Source organism: Neobacillus citreus, assembly GCF_018343545.2.
Classification (GTDB): domain Bacteria; phylum Bacillota; class Bacilli; order Bacillales; family Cytobacillaceae; genus Neobacillus; species Neobacillus citreus.
Window position 1 is genome coordinate 20722 of the sequence record NZ_JAGYPE020000057.1, and the last position, 17509, is coordinate 38230.

Here is a 17509-nt window from a genome sequence, read left to right on the forward strand (position 1 = left end):
TTAGGGAGTCCCCTTAAGGCAACAGCTCATAAAATTTATTTAAAGATTTTATCAAAATGAACGCGCTTGTTAATGAAATACATGACCGGCATGCCGACAGCCATCACAACGAATTCCCCAACTGCCGTTGTTAACCATGTAAACAGGAATGGCAGATCGAACGCTAAATGCAGTTCAATCGCAATGAGGAACATCGTAAAGGTGAACACCAATGTATTCACAATCATCCGTGTCCAAATTCCTTTAATAAACCGTGCACACAAAATCGTAATCACCAAAGCAATCAATGACTGCCCTACACCGAAAATAAGGTCATACGCCTTCATTGGTGAGAAGAATAAATTCGTTAAAAATACCCCTAAAATAATCCCGTATAAATACTTTTTGTTGAAAACGACGAGATGGTTAAACATCTCTGAAACGCGGAATTGCACCTGGGTAAACCCGAATGGCTGAATTAATGCCGAAACCGCAATGTACAGCGCCGCAATAATTCCGTTTACAACGATTTCCCTTACCTTGCTGCTCGATGTGCCCGTCGCGTACTGGGCGTCTAGCATGTTTGTTGTTTTTTCCATATTCATTTCTCCTTAGTTTTTTATAGTGGGAGGTTCTCGAACCACTAAAGGTAAAAATACTAACAAACTATTATAATATTACATGAAAAAATGGCAGTCAATGACAGTTTTTGGGATAATGGGAATATAAAAAATATTGTTGCGGAGGAGAACTATGTACGAATATAAATTTGAAAGAATTGAATTAAGCAAGTTAAGCGGAAAACCTAAGGAAGATTACCATGAAATCATTCAACAAAATGCCAAAAACGGCTGGAGACTGATCCAGATTTTTGCGCCGGGAATTGCGGCATATGGGTCTGCAGCTTATTATGAAGCCATATTCGAAAGAAAAATAGATTAAAGAAGGAACTAGCTTCTACTAGTATAAAGGAGGTCATTGCAAACAACGGAGAGAAATTGTAATCAAACTATTGGGGCTGACGAGGAAACTTTGTGTCAGCCCCTTTGCTTATATTTTCCTCTGACGGACATCTTTCAGGCAAAAAAAAGAATAATAAAGAAAGTACATAATTGATATTTAAAGAAAAGGATGATTTTTTAATGGAACGTAATCAACAAAGTTTCCCCGAAGGATTTCTATGGGGCGGCGCAACTGCTGCCAATCAAATAGAAGGCGGATTTCGAGAAGGCAATAAAGGTTTGAATATCTCTGATGTTCTACCTGGGGGGAAAGAGCGGCTTAAAATATTGATGTCACCTGGATTTAACTTTGAAATTGACCATGAGAAGTATAGGTACCCAAACCATGAAGCGATTGATTTTTACCATCGTTACAAGGAAGATATCGCTTTGTTTGCGGAAATGGGCTTCAAAGTATTTCGGATGTCGATTGCGTGGACGAGAATTTTTCCAAATGGTGATGAGTTAGAACCGAATGAAGCGGGTTTGGCTTTTTATGACCGGGTCTTTGATGAATTACATAAGTACGGAATTGAGCCCGTAGTGACCATCTCGCACTATGAAATGCCGCTGCATTTGGTCAAAGAATACGGAGGCTGGAGAAGCCGTCAGGTGGTTACTTTCTTTGAAAGATATGCAACGGCGCTTTTTAATCGCTATAAGGATAAAGTGAAATATTGGATGACCTTTAATGAAATTAATGGTGCCTTAAAGATGCCAATCATGAGTATGGGCTTCTCTCCTCAAAACGAAGAAGTCCGATACCAACAGACCTTCCAGGCATTTCACCATCAATTTGTGGCCAGTGCGATAGCCGTAAAAGCCTGTAAGCAAATCATTCCAGATGCAAAAATTGGCTGTATGATCCTGTTTGCACCTGTTTATTCCTACGATAGTAATCCGGAAAATGTCCTCTTTGCCTTAAAAGAAGAGGAACTGTTCAATTATTTTTGTGCAGATGTTCATGTGCGCGGCGAGTACCCAGCCTTCATTCAGCGCTTCTTTAAAGAGCATAGTGTTGAACTTGAGATTCAGGATGGGGACTTGGAATTAATCAAACAAGGAACGGTAGATTATATTGGCTTAAGCTATTACATGTCCCGTACTGATAAAAAAGTTAAGGCTGAAGAGGAAAAGGCAAATGGAAATATTGTCGGAGGAGTGAAGAACCCATTCCTGAAAGCAAGCGATTGGGGCTGGGAGATTGACCCTGTCGGTTTGCGGATCAGCTTAAACAGGCTGTATGGAAGATACCAGGTGCCGCTATTTGTTGTGGAAAATGGCTTAGGGGCGTATGACCAAGTGGAGGAAGACGGTACCATCAACGATAATCACCGGATAGATTACTTGCGTGAACATATAAAAGCCATGGGGGAGGCTATTGAAGATGGTGTAGAGCTAATGGGCTATACAAGCTGGGGCTGTATCGACCTGGTCAGTATGTCAACTGGTCAAATGTCCAAGCGCTACGGCTTTATCTATGTCGATAAACACGATGACGGCAGCGGAACATTAGAGCGCAAACCTAAAAAGTCATATCATTGGTATAAAAATGTCATTGCTACCAATGGGGAGCAATTATAACAATAAAAAAATCGGTATCTTATTAGGTACCGATTTTTCTATTTGTATGTGGCAGTGGCGTTATTTTTGGATTCGCAGATATAATTGAAAATCCGCGGATATTTTGAAAAATTCGCAGATATAATCAGAAATTCGCAGATAAAATGAAAAATTCGCAGATATATTCCAATAATTCGCAGATATAATTTTCCCCAATGTAAAATCCGCAAATTCTTGAGTTTTCAGCACACTAAGATACTGAACGCAACCCGATAACTCCCACAATAATCAACCCAACACTGACAAACCGCCCGGTATTTTTCGACTCACCGAATAAAAACATATTAATTAAAACCGCGCCAGCCGTCCCGACCCCAATCCAGACAGCGTAAGCGATACTAACCTGCAAATATTGAAAAGACGTATATAAAAATCCGAACGATGCGCTGAACCCGCCAATATAGAGCACGCCATTTCTCAATGTTTTCTGCTGACTGTACAATTTTAACCCGGCGGCACCAATAATCTCACTTGCACTTGCCAAAACGACAAATAACCACCCCACCTTAGGCAGCCTCCTTCGCCGTTTCTTTTTTCCCATCCGTGTTGTCCGCCAAATTCAAACCAATCACCCCAAGCACAATAATCGCGATAAACAAAAGCTTGCCGCTGTTGAATCCTTCCCCAAAAAGGAAGACATCCATCATAACGGTCCCAATCGTCCCAACACCGGAAAAAACGGCATAAACTGTTCCAGTCGGCAATTCTTTGCAGGCTTCCGGTAGAAAGTGAAAATCGGTAAAAATAATCGCGATGACGATTGCCCACTGCCACCAGGTTTCAGCGACATTAAATCCATACACCCACATCAATTCAAATAAACAAGTTAAAGCTACAAATAACCAAGCTTTTTTCAATCGTCTCACTTCATGAAAGCCAGCTTTTTTACAAGCTAGCTTAACCTATAGTATATTAGGATATCACAATCGCTAAAAAAATTGATTCAAACCGAATTAAACACAATGGGAAATTGTGTATTCGTTAGAAAGTGTGATATAAATCACGAAACACCGTCAGGTAAATCAGTATAATAATAAAAACAGGGAAAATTTTGCAGAGGAAGGTGTAGAACTTTGGAATACCAACTAAAAACACTTTATTCGGAAATCGGCGGCCAAGAGACGATTGATAAACTGGTGGAAGCTTTCTATCCGCGCGTCTATGCCGATCCTGATTTAGCTCCATTATTTGAAGGGGATATGGAAGAAATCAAACGGAAGCAGAAAATGTTTCTGCCGCAATTTACAGGCGGTCCGGCACTCTACAGCCAGGAATTTGGCCCACCTGCAATGCAACACCGCCATCTCCCATTCGAAGTGACACCAAAACGGGCGAAATGCTGGCTTCGCTGCATGAAGGAAGCATTTCAAGAAATCGGCCTTGACCAGCTTCCTGCAGGTAAGGCATTCTATGAACGCTTAACTCAAGTAGCCGGCATTATGGTGAATAGCCCTGACCATGAATAAATCGTGAAGATCCTCATAAACACAGAGGATCTTTTTTATGCCCAAATCATCCTGCATAGTTTTATTGATAAAAGAAATGATAGAAATTGGAGGTGCTTGAAAAATGGCAAAGAAAAACACTCCCAATTCAATCCCCTACAGTATTTGGGATACCAAATTAGATACTGAACAAATAAAAATGAACGAAAAAATTGCTGAATCAATGAAAGGCAGTATTGCAGAACAAAAATCAACGGAGCAACAGGATTAACAGGCAAAAAGCAGCCATTCGGGTTGCTTTTATTTTGTATTGGCAGCCCTTTCAAAATGAGACCGTTGTGTTATGATGTAGGTGTTATTGAAGGGAAGGAGCAGCAAAAATGAATACAACTGACCAATGGTGGAAAAAAAGCGTCGTTTATCAAATCTATCCGCGCAGCTTCCGTGATTTGAACGGGGATGGAATTGGAGACCTTCCGGGGATTATTGAAAAACTGGATTATCTAAAATTACTAGGTGTCGATATCATCTGGCTGAGTCCGATCTATGATTCGCCCAACGATGATAACGGCTATGATATCCGGAACTATCAGGAAATCATGAACGAATTTGGAACGATGGCTGATTTTGACCGGCTTCTTGAAGAAATTCATAAGCGGGATATGAAGTTAATGATGGACCTAGTCGTCAATCATACTTCTGATGAACATGAGTGGTTTGTCCAATCTAAACAATCTAAGGACAATCCTTATCGTGATTACTATATTTGGCGGGAAGGCAAGGACGGAAAAGAACCGAATAACTGGGGGTCTTTTTTCAGCGGCCCGGCCTGGGAATACGATGAGGCGACGAATGAATATTATTTGCACCTTTTTTCAAAAAAACAGCCCGACTTAAATTGGGAAAACCCAAAGGTTCGCCAAGAGGTTTACCAGATGATGAAGTTCTGGCTTGAAAAGGGTGTCGACGGCTTCCGGATGGATGTCATCAACATGATTTCCAAAGCTCCAGGGCTGCCGGATGGAGTGCAGCATAGCGGGCAATTATTTGGTGACGGCGCTCCTTATTTTATGAATGGCCCTAGAATTCATGAGTTTTTACAAGAAATGAATAAAGAAGTATTGTCCCAGTACCCAACCATCTCAGTCGGGGAAATGCCTGGAACCACTCCAGAGGATGCAGTTCTTTATACGAATCCAAACCGCCGTGAAGTGAACATGATTTTTACGTTTGAGCATATGGACCTTGACAGCGCACCCGGTGGAAAGTGGAATCTCAAGCCTTTAAATCTCCTCGATTTAAAAGAAAACTTGGCCAAATGGCAAACAGCTATACATAACAGGGGCTGGAACAGCCTGTACTGGAACAATCACGATCAGCCTCGGATTGTCTCGCGTTTTGGCAATGACGAAGAATATCGGGTGGAATCAGCAAAAATGCTGGCCGCGTGCCTGCACTTTATGCAAGGAACACCTTATATTTACCAAGGCGAGGAAATCGGCATGACCAATGTAAAATTCAAATCTTTTAAAGATTACCGTGATATTGAGACGATTAATATGTACAATGAACGGACATCTCAAGGATATTCCCATGAGGAAATCATGGCCTCCATTTATGCAAAGGGAAGGGATAATGCCAGAACCCCGATACAATGGGATGATTCGGAACATGCAGGCTTCACCACGGGAACCCCTTGGATTAAGGTGAACCCGAGGTATCAAGAAGTAAATGTGAAGAATGCTCTAGATGATAAGAATTCTATATTTTATTTTTATCAAAAATTAATCGCCTTAAGAAAGGAACTGGACATCATTGCCGAAGGTGATTTTCAATTGCTGCTTGAAGACCACCCCGAATTGTTTGCTTATGAACGTAAATGGAAAGAAGAATGCGTGATTGTTATTTGCAATTTTGGGGATAAGGACGTGGCTATAGAGAATGAACTTTTGACAAGAATTTCTGATTACAACGTCATTCTTTCAAATTACGAAGGCTCAAACATAGAAAAACTCCGGCCATTTGAAGTAGTCGTTTTAACACGCTAATTAACCAGGGGCCTGAACCCGAACTGTCCTGATAAAGAGTGGGGATCCAGGCTCTGCAAAAAAATGTTTGCACATTTAGCCCAGAAGTGTTACTATGAATCTACCGATTAGTGCAAACGTTTTCACTAATTGCTACATAATGAGATAGGGGGTCTAAATAGACAAAGGCTGTTATACGCAGTTAAATTGAATTGTTGCCTGCTAGATTTATTATGTTTTTTTGCACTTTTGCGCAAACGATTTCGCAAAATAGTATTTTGATAGATGACAATTTCGACTTTCCTTTAACAAAGTAGTTAGATTTTTTACTATACGGAATTGTGCAAACGATTTCGCAAATCTTTACTAGAGTAACAGAAGTCGTATCTGTCAATACTACCAACATCTCTGTCAATATGGTAGCTGCGCAAAAGACGATGGACCAAAAATTATTATGCAAAGCATGGGGGTAAATGATGAACAAGAAAAAGTTATTTTCCGGCATAGGTGCAGGGGTTTTATCGCTAAGCCTTCTTTTAACTGGCTGTGGAAACGCTGATAAGGGCTCTTCCAACGAAAGTTCAAAAGGCAATGTGACAATTGATGTTTTCCAATTTAAGGTTGAATTTAAAAAGCAATTTGAAACAGTTGCTAAGAAATATGAGCAAGAACACAAGGGTGTAAAAATCAATATCACGACTGTTGGCGGCGGTGAAGATTATGGTGCGGCCCTTAAATCCAAATTTGCTTCCGGCAAAGAACCAGCCATCTATAACATTGGCGGTCCGCAGGACGTAGAAGATTGGCAGAAGAAACTTGCTGACCTTTCTGATACTGAAGCATCAAAAGCTGCCCTAAAAGGTACTCTTGACGGAGTATCAAAGGACGGAAAAATTCTTGGTTTACCGTACAACCAAGAGGGCTACGGTTTGATTTACAACAAAGCTGTATTTGAAAAAGCCGGCATTGATGCAAAATCAATCAAAAGTTATGCTGACCTAGAAAAAGCAGTTAAAACATTAGATTCCAAGAAAAAAGAACTTGGACTTGAAGCGGTATTTGCTCTTCCTGGTAAAGAAACTTGGGTAACTGGTCTTCACTTATCCAATGCGTTCCTTGCTCCGGAATTTGATAACAACGTATTAAACGCATATAACGCGAAAAAGGTTGACTTCAAATACGGCGATGCATTCAAGAAAGTACTTGATCTGCAAAATGATTATTCTGTACAGCCAACTGTAAGCTTAGATTACTCTAAGCAGGTTGAAGAATTGTTCTCCCTGCAAAAAGTAGCATTGATCCAGCAAGGTAACTGGGTATATGGCTCCATCGAAGGCATTGACAAGGAATTTGCCCAAAAAGGCATCGGCATCCTGCCAATCCCTGTTGAAGGCTACAAAGAAGATGCGATTCCTGTAGGGATTCCAATGTACTGGGGCGTAAACAGCAACAAGGACAAAGCAACTGTTGCTGAAGCGAAGAAATTCCTAGACTGGCTATATACTTCTGACGAAGGCAAAGCAGCGGTTATCAACGATTTTAAATTTATCCCTGCTTATGATGGCTTTGATGCATCAAAAATCAGCGATCCGCTTTCAAAAGAAATTTATCAATATGCCCAAGATGGCAAAACAATCGGCTGGACATTCATGGGTTACCCAACTGGCTGGGGACAAAACGAGCTTGGCGTACAAATCCAGAAATACTTGAGCAAAGAAGCTAAGTGGGAAGATGTTGTGAAAGCTACTCAAGCAGCCTGGGAGAAATCCAGAAATAAATAATCAATGAACGCTGAGGCGTTGTTCTAACACAAATTTATAATGGGTCCTTAACAAAAGGACCCATTATTGTTTGAGAGACAAGCGGCTGGTTCGTAAGGAAGCTTCCCCTTATCAATCAGCCCCTTTTCTCTCATTATAAAACGAGAGATAGAGATTATTGCTTGGAGGTTTTTTACCATGATGCGTACTCGGGATTTATCCTATTGGCTATTTTTAGCACCGGTTCTTTTGGCCTTATCCATGGTTGTGATCGTCCCGCTGGTATTTGGTATATATTATTCTTTTACTAATTGGAACGGAATCGAAGTGGGCAGTTTCGTCGGCCTTGAGAATTATTTGGCCATTTTGGATGATAAGGAATTTTTAGATTCCATGTGGTTTACCGTGAAATTTTCAGTGGTTTCCATTATTCTGATTAACCTTTTTGGATTATCTTTAGCCCTTATTGTCACTTCAAAAATTAAATCCAATAAGTTCTTAAGAACGATTTTCTTTATGCCAAACTTAATTGGCGGTTTGATTCTTGGTTTTATCTGGCAGTTTATTTTCATTAAAGTGTTTGCTGGAATTGGTTCAGTGTTTGGAATTCAAAGTTTAGAAGGCTGGCTTTCTACTACCCAAACAGGTTTCTGGGGACTTGTCATTTTAATGAGCTGGCAGATGTCCGGATACATCATGGTCATCTACATTGCCTATTTGGAAGGCGTGCCTGGTGAATTGATAGAAGCAGCAGAAATTGACGGAGCAAGTCCATTCCAACGTCTCCGCTACATTATTTTCCCATTAGTCGCACCTGCTTTTACAGTCAGCATGTTCCTGACTTTGTCCAATACGTTCAAGCTTTACGACCAAAACCTATCGCTTACTGGCGGAGGACCATATAACTCCACACAAATGGTGGCAATGGAAATTTTTAAAACGGCCTTTACTGAAAGTGAAATGGCGTATGCGCAGGCAAAAGCGGTTATTTTCTTTGTGATTGTTGCTGTCATTTCCTTAACACAGGTATACATCAATAAGAAGAGGGAGGTTGAAATGTAATGAGGAAAAATAAATGGCCCATTGAGATCCTAGGTATTATATTAGGTCTTATCTGGCTCTCTCCCTTTTACTTAATGATTGTGAACTCCTTTAAAACAAAGCGTGAAATGTTCGAGGATACACTAAAGCTTCCGGCAGGCTTTAACTTCGATAACTATATCGAAGCCTTTACGGAGCTCAATTTTCTTCAAACTTTCATGAATTCCGTATTGATTACAGTAGTCAGCGTACTGGTGATCATTGTTTTTTCATCGATGGCAGCATATGCTTTATCGCGGAATAAAAGCAAAATCAGTAGTTTTATATTCTTCCTGTTTGTTGCAGCAATGCTGATCCCGTTCCAATCAGTTATGATTCCATTGGTGACGATATTTGGGAAATTAGAAATGTTAAACCGGGCTGGCATTATCTTTATGTACCTCGGATTTGGCGCCAGTTTATCGATCTTTTTATATCATGGTACATTAAATAGCATTCCAAAATCATTGGATGAAGCGGCAACTATTGACGGAGCTAACCGCTTCCAAATCTTCTGGTATATCATCTTCCCAATGTTAAAACCGATTACGGTCACCGTTGCGATTTTAAATACGATCTGGATTTGGAATGACTACCTGCTTCCATCCTTGGTTATTAACCAGGAAGGGATGGAGACGATTCCGCTCAAGATGTTCTTCTTCTTTGGAGAGTATACGAAGCAGTGGCATCTGGCCCTTGCCGGACTAACCATTGCGATTATTCCAGTCATCATCGCTTATTTCTTTGCTCAGCGTGAAATTATTAAAGGGATTTCCGAAGGTGCAGTTAAATAACAAATTTACTATATAATAGAAGCAAACTTTATTGGCTTAGGGGGAAGCACTGTGGTAACGATTAAGGATGTAGCAAAGGCAGCTAATGTGGCGCCCTCAACGGTTTCTCGGGTGATAGCCAACAATCCGAGAATCAGTGAGAAGACTAAGAGGCGTGTGAAAGAGGTCATGGAGGAATTAGGATACTATCCTAATTTGCAAGCAAGAAGTCTGGCCGCCAAAAGCACCCAAACGATCGGTGTCATTATGCCGAACTCAGCCTATCATGCTTTCCGCAACCCGTTCTTCCCTGAAGTCTTACGAGGAATCAGCATGAATGCCCATGACAGCAGATACGGGATTTACCTTTCCACAGGTTCAACGGAGGAGGAGATTCACGAGGAAGTGCTGTCGATGGTAAATGGGAGACGGGTCGATGGGATTGTCATGTTATATTCACGGGTTAATGATCGCACCATGCAGTACCTTGCGGAAATAGACTTCCCATTTACCGTAGTGGGCCGGCCAAGCACCTATGAAGAACGAATTACGTATGTTGACAACGATAATATTTTTATAACTAATCAGGTGACAAAATATTTGATTGACCTTGGTCATAAAAACATTGCCTTCGTGGGCGGGAATTTGGACTTTGTTGTCGCTCATGACCGTTTAAATGGTTATCGAATGGCTTTAACAGAAGCCGGTCTTCCCGTAAATGAAGCCTATTTGGTTCATGAAAGGTTTGTTAATGAAAATGGACGGGATGCCATTCAATCTTTGATTAATTTGGAAGTGCGGCCAACTGCATTTGTCACCCAGGACGATTTAATGGCGTATGAAATCATCAGCCACTTGGATGCTTTGAACATCCGGGTGCCCGAAGATATTTCGATTATCAGCTTTAATAACCTTTCATTATCGGAGCACTCGAAGCCTCCATTAACGTCAGTGGATATCGGCACCTTTCAACTGGGCCAGGTGGCAACGCAATGTTTAATTGAAAAAATTGAACACCAAGACACCCTGCCAAAACGCATCACCATACCGACGAAGTTGATTGAACGGAAATCCTGCGCCCCAAAAAGCTAACTACTAACAAGTATTACAAATAGAAAGTCAGTGAGGAAGATATGAATAAATTATGGTGGAAAGAAGCGGTGGCCTATCAAATATACCCGCGCAGCTTTATGGATTCGAACGGTGACGGGATTGGCGATATCCAGGGGATCATCACGAAGCTTGATTACCTTAAGGATTTAGGAATCGACGTCATCTGGGTCTGCCCAATGTTCGAGTCACCAAATGATGATAACGGCTACGATATCAGCAATTATCAGGAAATCATGAAAGAGTTTGGAACGATGGCGGATTTTGATTTGCTTTTACAAGAAACCCACCGCCGAGGGATGAAGCTAATCCTTGATTTAGTCATCAACCACACGAGCGATGAACACCCATGGTTTGTTGAATCCCGCGCCTCTAAGGACGATCCGAAGCGCGACTGGTATATTTGGCGCGACGGTAAGGGCGGAAAGGAACCGAATAACTGGGAAAGCATTTTTTCCGGGCCTGCTTGGGAATATGATGAAACAACTGACCAATATTACATGCACCTTTTCTCAAAAAAACAGCCTGACCTTAATTGGGAAAATGAAGAGGTCCGCCAAGCCCTCTATCAAACAGTAAATTGGTGGCTTGATAAAGGGATTGACGGATTCCGCGTCGATGCCATCAGCCATATCAAAAAGGAAGCCGGCCTCCCCGACATGCCGAATCCAAAGGGGCTTCCCTTTGTTCCGTGCTTTGAAAAAATGATGAACGTGACCGGGATACACGATTTTCTTCAGGAATTAAAGGAAGAGACGTTCTCCAAATATGACATTATGACGGTTGGTGAAGCAAATGGTGTCACCGCTGATGATGCTAAGGACGTTGAGCTTTGGGTCGGGGAACAGCAGGGCAAATTCAACATGATTTTTCAATTCGAGCACCTTGCCCTTTGGGATGCTGAGGTAAAAAAAGAACTGGATATAGTAGAATTTAAGGATGTCCTGTCGCGCTGGCAGAAAGGGCTGGAAGGGAGCGGCTGGAATGCCCTTTTTATTGAAAACCACGACAAGGCCCGCGTAGTCTCCACCTGGGGAAATGATAAGGAATACTGGCAGGAAAGTGCCACTGCCTTTGCTGCGATTTATTTTCTGATGCAGGGGACGCCATTTATTTATCAAGGCCAGGAAATCGGCATGACTAACGTCCGCTTTGATTCCATTGAGGATTATGATGATGTTTCGGCAAAAAATATGTACCGCTTGAAACGGGCGGATGGTGTACCACATGAGGACATCATGGAGATAATCTGGGCGAGCGGCCGCGATAATTCCCGGACGCCGATGCAGTGGTCAAATGAAGTAAATGCTGGATTTAGCGTCGGAACCCCATGGCTAAAGGTCAATCCAAATTATCGCAAAATCAATGTGGCGGCACAAGAACACGACCAGGACTCCATATTGAATTTTTACAAAAAAATGATCCGCTTGAAAAAGGCCAATGAAGTGTTTACGTATGGCACGTATGATTTACTTTTGGCAAAAGACCCACAAATATTTGCCTACACCAGAACACTTGGTAAGGAAAAGGTGCTGGTAATTGCCAACCTTTCAGATAGTAAGGCAAAGGTAAAAGGAGTTAACTTTGAAAATAGCTCCTTGCTGCTTCATAATTATGAAGTTCCAAAAACGAGCGAACCAATTTTAAAACCATATGAAACAAGGGTATATCGCTTGAAATAATAAAAGACGATTCGGAAAGCCGAATCGTCTTTTTGCTTAAGTTGTTACACTGTTACTTTTGGTTTATCAGCTGCATTCTTTTTGCCAATCTTTCTAAGGAAAGGTACTACCCAATAATCTAAGCCAAATCGTCCTGCGTTATAGCCGGCTGCTAGAATGATAAAGCCAAGGAAGATGTCAGTAGGGTTATGAGATACAGTTCCGGCTAAGAAGAAGGCGAAGTTCATCACAAGACCGAAGAACATAGCAGCAGTTGTCAAACATCCAAGCATCAATCCCAGACCAACCAACATTTCACCCCAAGGGACGATAAAGTTGAAGAGATCTACGTTTGGCAGGGCCACACCTTTTAAGAAATCTACATACCAGCCGTAAACAACAGCTCCATCTGGACCTTTTACAGGGTTTGCTGTCACTCCTTTTAAGAATCCTGCTGCATCGAAGCCGCCTGTTAATTTATGAAGACCTGCTGTGAACCAAGCGTAACCAAGGTATAAGCGGATAACAAGTAAGATGGCTGCGGAGACTTTGTTCTCCCTTAAGAATTTGTTAAACATAACTCATTCCACCTTTCAAAATTTATTTGTTTCTTTCTACTTCCAATATATAGAATTTTTCAGTAAAAAACATGGCTATAGTAATAAGTTCAAAGTTTGTTCGAAATGTTTTGACAGTTCCTTGAACGGTACAAAATTCAAAGCGGATGCTCGCATTTTTTGTCATTGAAAACGCTGCCACTTTCGCTGTAACAACAATTGTAAAGTTAGATGTTTTTTGTTATTTTAAAATTAATGATTTTCGAAGCGAAAAAAGGGGAAAGAACGTTGATGGAAATGAAATTGGCAAATTTTCGAATAAAGTGGATGGTCATCATTTGTTTGCTTGTTTTTTCAGAGCTACTTGATTTAATTGTTTCTTTCAATTTTCCATCTATTAAACTATTTCACTTTACAACCATTGCGGTGATTGTATGTGCCATCCCTTTTCTCCTGGTCACTTTAAAGGAAATGGGGAAAAAATCATTAGAATATGAAAAAAATGAACAAAAGTTAAAAAATATTTATGATTCCCTAGATGTAGCGATTTGGTCCCATGACCTCAAAACCAATCAGCTTTTCATTACCCAAGGGATAGAAAAATTGTATGGAGTATCGTTAGAAGACTTTTATCATGACCATGCTTTATGGAAAAAGGTCATTTTTTCGGATGATTTACCGATCATATCTGAACGTGAGCATAAAATAGCACTTGGGGAAACAGTTACAAGTGAGTATCGAATTATCCGGCCTAACGGTGAGGTGAGATGGATTTATGACAGGGGTTTCCCGACTTTGGATTCCAAAGGAAACTTTGTTTATTTTAGTAGTGTACTATTTGATATTACCGACCGGAAGGAAAGTGAGGACCGCTATCGCAGTTTAGTAGAAATGTCCCCTGACATCATCGCTGTTGTTAGTGAGGAGAAAATTGAATATATTAACGAGGCTGGATGGAGGCTGATGGGCGCAGCCTATCCGGAGGAACTGATTGGCAAGTCGCCATTAAATTATGTTCCCAATAACATTATCCGGACAATTCGAAGGAGGGTTGGATCCTATGATAACCCTATTCAGGAAAGAGTAAGTTTCGAATTTCAGGTAAAACGGCTTGATGGTGAATTAATAGATGTCGAAATGGCTTCAACCCCAATTCTTTTCGAAGGCAGATTTGCTGTGCAAATTGTCGGCAGGGATATTACGGAAAGGAAAAGGGCAGAGCAAACGATTAAAACAATGGCTTACTATGACGCGTTAACCGGCTTGCCAAATCGAAACAGCTTTAAGGCCCACTTAACTGAGGCAGTAACAAATCACCAACACCAAAAACCGGCTGTGTTATTTTTAGACTTGGATCGCTTTAAGATTATTAACGATACGAAAGGCCATTCTATTGGGGATATAATCCTGCAAATGGCAGCAGCCAGACTGCAAGGTGCAGTTCAACAGAATGGGATTGTTTCACGGCAGGGTGGAGATGAATTTATCATTTTACTTGAAGACATCGATAAGGAGCAAGTGACCTATATAGCCGAAAAAATCCTAAATGCCTTTTCCAAGCCCTTCTGCGTAAATAATCAGGAATTCTTTGTCTCAACAAGTATAGGAATTAGTCTTTATCCTGAAGATGGCGCGGATGAGGAAAGCTTAATAAAAAATGCCGATACCGCCATGTATAAGGCAAAAGAGCGCGGGAATAACTTTCAATTTTATTCATCTAGTTTAAATGGAATATCAGTTCGAAAGATGGAATTGGAAAATGGCCTGCGTAAAGCATTGGAATTCAATCAGTTGATGCTCTATTATCAGCCGCAATTTTCCTTGACAACCGGGGAAATCGTGGGAATGGAGGCATTAATCCGCTGGGATCACCCGGAATACGGCTTTGTTTCACCCTCTGAATTTATTCCGCTTGCGGAGGAGACGGGGCTGATTGTCCCAATTGGCAAATGGGTTCTTAGGGAAGCCTGCAGACAAAGGAAGGATTGGAGCAAAGCGGGAATAGCGGATTTTCCAATCGCTGTCAATGTATCGGTACGCCAGTTCGAAGATGACCATTTTATTGAATATACTGCAGCGGTTTTGGAAGAAATAGGACTCGATGCAGGGCTTCTTGAATTGGAAATCACGGAGAGCATCATGCAGAATCTGCAAAGATCGTCTTACATCCTTCATCAATTGGAGAGGATGGGAGTGCTTTTATCCATTGACGATTTCGGGACGGGTTATTCCTCGTTAAGCTATTTAAACCGTCTTCCCATTCATAAAATCAAAATCGATAAATCCTTTGTTCAGGATGTACCTTTCCTTGTAAGCCAAGAAATGCTGGTAAAAACAATTATTGATATGGGGTTAAACCTGAATTATATAGTCATCGCAGAAGGCATTGAAACCGGACATCAATTGGAGTTCCTGCGGCAAAATGACTGTGCTGTCGGCCAAGGCTACTTATTCAGCAAACCATTACCGGCAGACGAGATTGAGATGTATCTTGAACGCAATAAAAGTGGTATCCGTTTTTAATGGGTACCACTTTTTATTTTGAAAATATCGCTGGCTGCCGTTCGGCAGGGAATTCATTGCCCCCATTTCATGTTAATAGATAAAGTGCAGCAGTCAGCAGGCTGAGCCTGAGTGGCTGGTGTAGTGAGGATGAAAGCTACACCTGATGGCGTAAACCTTGTGCCAACAGGAATGGTGAGTCCAATCGATTTAATGAGGCTGTCAACCTCGGCGTGCTTCCCTTGCTGGGCGGCGTTCATGATTTTGCGGGCAAATCCGACATCACTAAGCCGATCGAGCAGCAGGCTCCCCTGCCTCATTAAAACACGGAAAGACTTGATGGATTGTTCAAAAATTTTCGTATCCACTGGCGGGTAGGCCCTTGGCGGAGGAAAGTGTATGGTGTAGGCAGGATAATATGTCATTGGAGGATTTACAGGATAATGAAAAGGGTTGTAATACATCATAACACTCCTTTTATAGCAAAACAGCATAGCAGTATACGGTATGTTTAAGGCGGAAATTTGGTTCCTAGCGGCAGAATCGTGATGCATATCACCGAAATGATTGTCCGTTTTTGTTAAATTGTAAATAGATTCAAAATTTTCCCCGAATTGGAGGACGAAAGGTGACAATCAAACGGTTAGCATTTATTTGTATGCTTCTCACGTATTTCTTAATTGTGTTTGGCGGCTATGTGGCTTCCTCTAATTCCGGAATGGGCTGTGGGCCGGAATGGCCGTTATGTAATGGGGAAGTAGTTCCTGTATTAAAAGGGGCCACCTTAATCGAGTTTGGTCATCGGGTAATTGGTGCGCTTCTTGGAATTCTATCCCTGGTGCTATTTGTGAAGCTTTTCAGGGCAAAGAAGGAGCAAGTTGTCCGTTTAGCCGCTTTTTCGATGTTAGGGCTTCTTATTATTCAAATCCTGCTTGGTGCGATTGTTGTAGTCCGCGATTTGCCATCCATCATTATTACCATCCATCTCACCATCGCTTTTGCTTTTCTTGCTTGCTTAATTTGGATTTGGAGATACCCGGGATTTCAAAATCAGGCTAGTCGGGTTGCCTACATTACTGAAAAGGCTCAAACCGCTATTATCCATTTGAACATATTACTCATTCTTCTGACATGTACACTTGCATTTGGCGCTTATATTAAACATGAATCGTTTGGTATGGCTTGCGGGTGGCTTGGCTGCCGGCAAACATTTTTTCCTTCAAGCACACCAGAGTTGTTGCAAACTCTCCACCGTGGTCTTGCCGGTATTTCCGCAGTTTACATCCTATTTTTGACATACTGGTCTTTTTCAAAAAAATGGGGAAGGAGTCTTCAGAAACGTTTATTGTTGGGGACATTAACTGTCTTATTTCAATTGGTTATTGGTGCAGCCGTTATTGAAACTTCGATTTCCATCCCGTGGGCTGTCCTTCACCTTGCTATTGGAACCGCCCTGTTTGCGATTGTCAGCGAGGCAAGGATTTATTTAAGTGGAAGAGCAGTTGTGCCGGTTTCCGGCCTTAAAGAGATTAGGCCGCAGGGAGACAGGAAAAGTTTTGACTAATTTAATTCAGAAGGCGCTTGAAAAATGACTTTTCAAGCGCCTGCGATTTTTTAGAAATTATAAATGCTTTGCCTTTCCGCCATACACCGTTTTCTTTTTCCGCCGCGACTGATGAAGGAACTCCTCGAGCGCCCCAGAGCCAAATAACACTCCAAATAAAATAAGGAGGAACCCAAGGATCTGCGCTACGGATATATTTTCTCCAAGAATCGTCACCGCGCCGACTAAGGTAAAGAAGGGCTCGAAGTTGATGAAGATGGCTGCTTCCGTTACGCCAACCTTGCTTACCGCATAATTGTAAATCATATGGCCAATCGCAGTGGCGAATACGGCGGAAGCGAGAAAAATCATCCAAATACCGAAGGACCCGTTAGATAATTCCTTTAACCCGCCTGGCTCCATAACTAAACTTAGGAAAAATAATACA

The 17509-nt window shown here is 41.5% G+C and carries 18 protein-coding genes and 1 riboswitch; of the genes, 12 read left to right on the forward strand and 6 right to left on the reverse strand.

Going from position 1 to position 17509, the window contains the following annotated elements:
* Positions 1 to 35: 35 nt before the first annotated feature.
* Positions 36 to 560: a QueT transporter family protein gene (locus KHB02_RS23345; protein ID WP_213146747.1), complete on the reverse strand. Its 525-nt coding sequence runs from the start codon at positions 558 to 560 to the stop codon at positions 36 to 38.
* Between the two features lie 24 nt (positions 561 to 584).
* Positions 585 to 629, reverse strand: a riboswitch (PreQ1 riboswitch).
* A gap of 103 nt (positions 630 to 732) precedes the next feature.
* Here KHB02_RS23345 and KHB02_RS23350 point away from each other — a divergent pair.
* Positions 733 to 921: a DUF4177 domain-containing protein gene (locus KHB02_RS23350; RefSeq protein ID WP_213146446.1), complete on the forward strand. Its 189-nt coding sequence runs from the start codon at positions 733 to 735 to the stop codon at positions 919 to 921.
* A gap of 200 nt (positions 922 to 1121) precedes the next feature.
* Positions 1122 to 2564, forward strand: a complete 1443-nt coding sequence (locus tag KHB02_RS23355) for a glycoside hydrolase family 1 protein (RefSeq protein ID WP_213146447.1) — start codon at positions 1122 to 1124, stop codon at positions 2562 to 2564.
* Between the two features lie 229 nt (positions 2565 to 2793).
* On the opposite strand, the gene KHB02_RS23360 is transcribed toward KHB02_RS23355, so the two are convergent.
* A complete protein-coding gene (locus tag KHB02_RS23360; RefSeq protein ID WP_213146448.1) occupies positions 2794 to 3108 on the reverse strand; it encodes a DMT family transporter in 315 nt (104 codons plus the stop codon).
* A 1-nt stretch (position 3109) separates the two neighbouring features.
* On the reverse strand, positions 3110 to 3469 hold the full coding sequence (locus KHB02_RS23365; RefSeq protein WP_213146449.1) for a DMT family transporter: 360 nt from the start codon (positions 3467 to 3469) through the stop codon (positions 3110 to 3112).
* A gap of 207 nt (positions 3470 to 3676) precedes the next feature.
* Between KHB02_RS23365 and KHB02_RS23370 the strand changes: the two genes are divergently transcribed.
* The 8 genes from KHB02_RS23370 to KHB02_RS23405 all read left to right on the forward strand — a co-directional run bounded on the left by KHB02_RS23370 (position 3677) and on the right by KHB02_RS23405 (position 12480).
* On the forward strand, positions 3677 to 4069 hold the full coding sequence (locus KHB02_RS23370; protein WP_213146450.1) for a globin domain-containing protein: 393 nt from the start codon (positions 3677 to 3679) through the stop codon (positions 4067 to 4069).
* A 103-nt stretch (positions 4070 to 4172) separates the two neighbouring features.
* On the forward strand, positions 4173 to 4319 hold the full coding sequence (locus KHB02_RS23375; protein WP_213146451.1) for a hypothetical protein: 147 nt from the start codon (positions 4173 to 4175) through the stop codon (positions 4317 to 4319).
* Positions 4320 to 4428: 109 nt separating this feature from the next.
* Complete coding sequence (locus tag KHB02_RS23380; protein ID WP_213146452.1) at positions 4429 to 6096, forward strand: glycoside hydrolase family 13 protein; 1668 nt, start codon at positions 4429 to 4431, stop codon at positions 6094 to 6096.
* A gap of 455 nt (positions 6097 to 6551) precedes the next feature.
* Entirely contained in the window at positions 6552 to 7856 is a 1305-nt protein-coding gene (locus KHB02_RS23385; RefSeq protein ID WP_213146748.1) for an ABC transporter substrate-binding protein, read from the forward strand.
* A 180-nt stretch (positions 7857 to 8036) separates the two neighbouring features.
* The gene (locus KHB02_RS23390) at positions 8037 to 8897 is read left to right on the forward strand and encodes a carbohydrate ABC transporter permease (RefSeq protein ID WP_213146749.1); all 861 of its coding nucleotides are present in this window, start codon (positions 8037 to 8039) and stop codon (positions 8895 to 8897) included.
* Positions 8897 to 9709 carry a carbohydrate ABC transporter permease gene (locus KHB02_RS23395; RefSeq protein WP_213146453.1) on the forward strand — a complete coding sequence of 271 codons (813 nt, stop codon included), beginning with the start codon at positions 8897 to 8899 and terminating at the stop codon, positions 9707 to 9709. The genes KHB02_RS23390 and KHB02_RS23395 overlap by 1 nt, the downstream gene beginning before the upstream one ends.
* Before the next feature lie 51 nt (positions 9710 to 9760).
* Positions 9761 to 10780: a LacI family DNA-binding transcriptional regulator gene (locus KHB02_RS23400; protein ID WP_213146454.1), complete on the forward strand. Its 1020-nt coding sequence runs from the start codon at positions 9761 to 9763 to the stop codon at positions 10778 to 10780.
* Positions 10781 to 10821: 41 nt separating this feature from the next.
* A complete protein-coding gene (locus tag KHB02_RS23405; RefSeq protein ID WP_213146455.1) occupies positions 10822 to 12480 on the forward strand; it encodes a glycoside hydrolase family 13 protein in 1659 nt (552 codons plus the stop codon).
* Positions 12481 to 12524: 44 nt separating this feature from the next.
* Here KHB02_RS23405 and KHB02_RS23410 read toward each other — a convergent pair whose 3' ends face one another.
* Positions 12525 to 13037 (reverse strand): DoxX family membrane protein, encoded by a 513-nt coding sequence (locus KHB02_RS23410; protein ID WP_213146456.1) that lies wholly within the window; start codon positions 13035 to 13037, stop codon positions 12525 to 12527.
* A gap of 270 nt (positions 13038 to 13307) precedes the next feature.
* On the opposite strand from KHB02_RS23410, the gene KHB02_RS23415 reads away from it, so the two are divergent.
* Positions 13308 to 15539, forward strand: coding sequence for a bifunctional diguanylate cyclase/phosphodiesterase (locus KHB02_RS23415; protein ID WP_241114043.1), 2232 nt, complete (start codon positions 13308 to 13310; stop codon positions 15537 to 15539).
* A 53-nt stretch (positions 15540 to 15592) separates the two neighbouring features.
* Here the strand turns inward: KHB02_RS23415 and KHB02_RS23420 are convergent, their stop codons facing one another.
* Positions 15593 to 15985 (reverse strand): YuzC family spore coat inner layer protein, encoded by a 393-nt coding sequence (locus KHB02_RS23420; protein ID WP_241114040.1) that lies wholly within the window; start codon positions 15983 to 15985, stop codon positions 15593 to 15595.
* Positions 15986 to 16146: 161 nt separating this feature from the next.
* Between KHB02_RS23420 and KHB02_RS23425 the strand changes: the two genes are divergently transcribed.
* Positions 16147 to 17082: a COX15/CtaA family protein gene (locus KHB02_RS23425; RefSeq protein WP_213146458.1), complete on the forward strand. Its 936-nt coding sequence runs from the start codon at positions 16147 to 16149 to the stop codon at positions 17080 to 17082.
* Between the two features lie 57 nt (positions 17083 to 17139).
* Here the strand turns inward: KHB02_RS23425 and KHB02_RS23430 are convergent.
* Positions 17140 to 17509 (reverse strand): DMT family transporter (locus KHB02_RS23430; protein WP_241114041.1); only part of this gene is annotated, 370 nt, incomplete at its 5' end.

What these genes read in the sequence shown, in the direction of transcription:
- KHB02_RS23420 (WP_241114040.1), bottom strand. Translation starts at nt 15,985, where the DNA reads ATGATGTATTACAACCCTTTTCATTATCCTGTAAATCCTCCAATGACA.
- KHB02_RS23380 (WP_213146452.1), top strand. Translation starts at nt 4,429, where the DNA reads ATGAATACAACTGACCAATGGTGGAAAAAAAGCGTCGTTTATCAAATC.
- KHB02_RS23410 (WP_213146456.1), bottom strand. Translation starts at nt 13,037, where the DNA reads ATGTTTAACAAATTCTTAAGGGAGAACAAAGTCTCCGCAGCCATCTTA.
- KHB02_RS23395 (WP_213146453.1), top strand. Translation starts at nt 8,897, where the DNA reads ATGAGGAAAAATAAATGGCCCATTGAGATCCTAGGTATTATATTAGGT.
- KHB02_RS23405 (WP_213146455.1), top strand. Translation starts at nt 10,822, where the DNA reads ATGAATAAATTATGGTGGAAAGAAGCGGTGGCCTATCAAATATACCCG.
- KHB02_RS23385 (WP_213146748.1), top strand. Translation starts at nt 6,552, where the DNA reads ATGAACAAGAAAAAGTTATTTTCCGGCATAGGTGCAGGGGTTTTATCG.
- KHB02_RS23355 (WP_213146447.1), top strand. Translation starts at nt 1,122, where the DNA reads ATGGAACGTAATCAACAAAGTTTCCCCGAAGGATTTCTATGGGGCGGC.
- KHB02_RS23390 (WP_213146749.1), top strand. Translation starts at nt 8,037, where the DNA reads ATGCGTACTCGGGATTTATCCTATTGGCTATTTTTAGCACCGGTTCTT.
- KHB02_RS23415 (WP_241114043.1), top strand. Translation starts at nt 13,308, where the DNA reads ATGGAAATGAAATTGGCAAATTTTCGAATAAAGTGGATGGTCATCATT.
- KHB02_RS23375 (WP_213146451.1), top strand. Translation starts at nt 4,173, where the DNA reads ATGGCAAAGAAAAACACTCCCAATTCAATCCCCTACAGTATTTGGGAT.
- KHB02_RS23350 (WP_213146446.1), top strand. Translation starts at nt 733, where the DNA reads ATGTACGAATATAAATTTGAAAGAATTGAATTAAGCAAGTTAAGCGGA.
- KHB02_RS23345 (WP_213146747.1), bottom strand. Translation starts at nt 560, where the DNA reads ATGCTAGACGCCCAGTACGCGACGGGCACATCGAGCAGCAAGGTAAGG.